Genomic DNA, 3,723 nt, shown 5'->3' on the forward strand with positions numbered 1-3,723 from the left:
GGCGGGTGGTGCTGGTGGACCAGGACCGCGAGGCGCAGGGGCTGTGCCGCCTGAACACCGACGCCCTGGGCTTCGCCTCCCAGGTGGCCATCCTGGCGCAGCCGGTGGCGCGGGCGTTGGAGACGCTGGGCAAGAAGGGCGAGAAATTCGAGCTCGTCTTCGCGGATCCACCCTATGCGGCGCGCGTCGTCCCCACGGTCCTGGAGGCCCTGGCCGCGTCGGCGGTGGTGTCCCCCGGCGGCACGGTGGTGGTGGAGCACGACAAGCGCGAGGAGGCCCCGGAGGCCCATGCGGGCTTCACCCGGGAGGACCAGCGGAAATTCGGGGACACCCTGGTGAGCTTCTACCGGGCCCCGTGACGTGTGCTTGACCGGCCCCGTGGGGCCGCCGAGACTTCCGGGCACCCATGCCGGTTGCCATCTATCCTGGTTCGTTTGATCCGCTCACCAACGGGCACCTGAGCCTCATCCAGCGCAGCCTGAAGATGTTTGATCGGCTCATCGTCGCCATCGCGGTGAATCCGAAGAAGACCCCCCTCTTCAGCCAGGAGGAGCGCATCGAGCTCATCCGCGACGCGGTCCAGGACAGCCGCGTGGAGGTGGACGCCTTCCACGGGCTGCTCGTGGACTACGTGCACCAGCGTCAGGTGGGCGTCGTCATCCGCGGGCTCCGGGCGGTGTCGGACTTCGAATACGAATTCCAGCTCGCCAACATGAACCGCAAGCTGGCCCCGGACATCGACACCGTCTTCATGATGACGGGCGAGGACTACTTCTACATCTCCTCGCAGCTCGTCCGGGAGGTCGCCTCCTTCGGGGGGAACGTGGAAGGGCTCGTTCCCCCGAACGTGTACGCGGGCCTGAAGAAGAAGTTCGGCACCAAGGGCTGAGCCGGGCTCCGGCCGGGAGCGTGGTGGCAGCCGGGCGACGCAGCGCGCCGCAAGGGCCTTGTCCGTCGCGGGAGTTCCGCGCTAGGGATTGGCGACATGAAACTCGCCCGCCGGCTGCAAGCCATCAAGCCCTCCGCCACCCTGGCCCTCAACGCGCGGGCCAAGGCGCTCGCCGCCAAGGGCGAGGACGTCGTCGTGCTCGCCGCCGGTGAGCCGGACTACGACACGCCGGAGTTCGTGAAGCAGGCGGCCGTCGATGCCATCCGCACGGGCTTCACCAAGTACACCGCCACCGCGGGCATGCCGGAGCTGCGCGAGGCCATCTGCCGCAAGCTGGAGAAGGACAACGGCCTGAAGTACGCGCCGGATCAGGTGGTGGTGACGGCCGGTGGCAAGCAGTCGCTCTACAACTGCTTCCAGGCCCTGCTGGATGAAGGCGACGAGGTCATCATCTTCGCGCCGTACTGGGTGAGCTATCCGGACATGGTGCACCTGGCGGGCGGCACGCCGGTGCTGGTGCAGACTCGCGAGGAGGACGGCTACGCGCCGGACCCCGAGTCCATCCGCCGCGCGCTCACCCCGCGCACGCGCGCCATCGTGCTCAACAGCCCGGCCAACCCCACGGGCGCGGTGTATTCGCGCGCCACGCTGGAGGGCATCGCGGACGCGGTGCGCGGCCATGACTGTCTGATCATCACCGACGACATGTACGAGAAGCTCCTCTACACGGGGGAGTTCCTCAACCTGGGCAACGTGGCGCCGGACCTGGTGCCCCGGCTCGTGGTGTCCAACGGCCTGTCCAAGTCCTACGCGATGACGGGCTGGCGGCTGGGCTACGCGGCGGGGCCCAAGGCGCTCATCGCCGCCATGCAGATGGTGCAGGACCAGTCCACGTCCAACGCGTCCTCCATCACGCAGAAGGCGGCGCTGGCGGCGCTCAACGGCCCGTCCGACACCATCACCGCGATGGTGAACGAGTACCGCGAGCGCCGAGACCTGTTCGTCAACGGGCTCAACGCCATTGAAGGCATCCGCTGCCGGATGCCCGAGGGCGCCTTCTACGCGATGGCGGACGTGCGGGGCCTGCTGGGCCGCACGTACAAGGGCACGACGCTCACCACCAGCCTCCAGCTCTCCGAGGCCCTGCTCAACGACTTCCTCGTGGCCGCGGTGCCGGGGGATCCGTTCGGCGCGCCCGGCTACATCCGGATGAGCTTCGTCACCTCGCGCGAGGTGCTCCAGAAGGGCCTGAAGCGCCTGCGCGAATTCGTTGCCGCGCTGAGCTGAAAAGTCGCGTGGGAGTGTGAATTTCCCGTGGAGCCTCGCGTCATGGGGCTCGCCCGCCGCGCTCGCGAGACAGGTTGCACTCGCAGGCGGCGGCATCCGTGCGCAGGCCCGGTGCGCATTCAACAGGGAAGAACACTCACATGCAGACGAATCGAAGAGGAGCGCTGAGCGCGCTCGTGGTGGCGATGGCATTGGCGATCCTTCCGGCGTGCGACCCGGACGCGGAGAAGGAGCCGGACCCTGCCCCCGAGAACCGCAAGGGACGGATCACCGGAACGGTCCAGATGGCGGACGGCGCGTCCCCCGCGGGCGTCGAACTCCACCTCTACGAAACCGACGTCCGCGCCACGACGAACGCGCAGGGGACGTTCGCGTTCGAGGGACTGAACGCCGGCACCTACACGCTCGCGATCTCGAAGACGGGCTATCAGTCGCAGCAGGACTCGGTGGAGGTGGAGGAGAAGCTGACCACCAGCCTTGCCATCGTGATGGAGCCTGGCGCGGCCACGAGCCGGATCTCCGGCACCCTCACGCTGGAAGGCGCGACCTCCCACGAGGGTGTCACGGTCTCCCTCAAGGACACGATGTTCACCACCACCACGAACGCCCAGGGCGCCTTCGTCCTGGAAGGGGTGCCGTCCGGGGCCTTCTTCCTCGTGGCCTCGAAGGAGGGCTACGCGACCGAGGAGAAGCTCGTCATCGTGATGGGAGAGCCGGAGACGGTGACGTTCACGCTGGGGCGCCCCAAGGGCTCCATCGGGGGCAGCGTCACGCTGGAAGGCGCGGCTTCGGGCGAGGGCGTCACCGTCACGCTGACGGGCACGTCGTTCAGCGCGCAGTCGGACTCCGACGGCATCTTCGTGATGCTCCAGGTGCCGCCCGGCACCTACAGCGCGGTGGCCTCCAAGGCCGGCTACACCTCCGTCACGCAGGAAGTGACGGTGACGGCGGGCGAGACCGCCTTCGTGTCCTTCACGCTGAAGGCGGGCGAGGGCTTCGTCAGCCTGGAGTCCGCGACCGCGCACTGAGTCGGTAACGCCAGCGTTTCAACGGGGGCGCCGGGCGCGGTAGGCCCGGTGCCCCTTTTCACGTCAGTCCGTATAGGCGAAGGCGTGCCAGTTCAGGTCGGAGCCGCCACGGAAGAGGAAGATGGCCGCGTGGCCGGAGAGGTTGCCCACGGCGGCCCACGTGTCCTTGAGCGCGCGCGGATCCAACCCCAGGCGCGCGGGCGGCTTGCCGTACTTCTTCTCCATCTCCGCCAGGGGCAGCACCTCGATGTCGTAGAGCGTGATGAGGTCGGTGCGGCGGGCGCGCAGCTGCTTGACCCACGTCTGCACCAGTTCCTCCGGCGTGTTGAAGCGCTTGTCCTCCAACTGGAACGGGTACGTCAGCTCGGCGGACGCGGACCGCACGTCGCCCGTCAGCAGGCTCTGGAAGAGGAAGCGTGCCTCGTCGTGGATGACCGAGCGGGTGAGCCCTTCGGGCGACAGGTCGTCGCCGGCGGGGCGCGCGGTGTCGCGGGCAGGGACGGCCGCGCTGGGCGGCGG

Annotated in this window: 4 protein-coding genes and 1 pseudogene; 4 read left to right on the forward strand and 1 reads right to left on the reverse strand. The window is 68.7% G+C overall.

Annotated elements, in window-relative coordinates; all coding sequences use genetic code 11:
* The 4 genes from D7Y13_RS39710 to D7Y13_RS39725 all read left to right on the forward strand — a co-directional run.
* Nucleotides 1–359, forward strand: a 359-nt coding sequence (locus D7Y13_RS39710; RefSeq protein WP_208734540.1) for an RsmD family RNA methyltransferase, incomplete at its 5' end; no start/stop codon positions are given.
* Between the two features lie 47 nt (nucleotides 360–406).
* Nucleotides 407–889, forward strand: a complete 483-nt coding sequence (gene coaD / locus D7Y13_RS39715; protein WP_120533944.1) for a pantetheine-phosphate adenylyltransferase — start codon at nucleotides 407–409, stop codon at nucleotides 887–889.
* A 96-nt stretch (nucleotides 890–985) separates the two neighbouring features.
* On the forward strand, nucleotides 986–2,176 hold the full coding sequence (locus tag D7Y13_RS39720; RefSeq protein WP_120584131.1) for a pyridoxal phosphate-dependent aminotransferase: 1,191 nt from the start codon (nucleotides 986–988) through the stop codon (nucleotides 2,174–2,176).
* A 140-nt stretch (nucleotides 2,177–2,316) separates the two neighbouring features.
* Entirely contained in the window at nucleotides 2,317–3,204 is an 888-nt protein-coding gene (locus D7Y13_RS39725) for an MSCRAMM family protein (RefSeq protein ID WP_120533942.1), read from the forward strand.
* 63 nt (nucleotides 3,205–3,267) lie between these two features.
* Here D7Y13_RS39725 and D7Y13_RS39730 read toward each other — a convergent pair.
* A pseudogene (locus D7Y13_RS39730) lies at nucleotides 3,268–3,723 on the reverse strand (hypothetical protein); the annotation flags it as partial.

The sequence above is a fragment of the Corallococcus praedator genome (assembly GCF_003612125.1).
GTDB lineage: Bacteria > Myxococcota > Myxococcia > Myxococcales > Myxococcaceae > Corallococcus > Corallococcus praedator.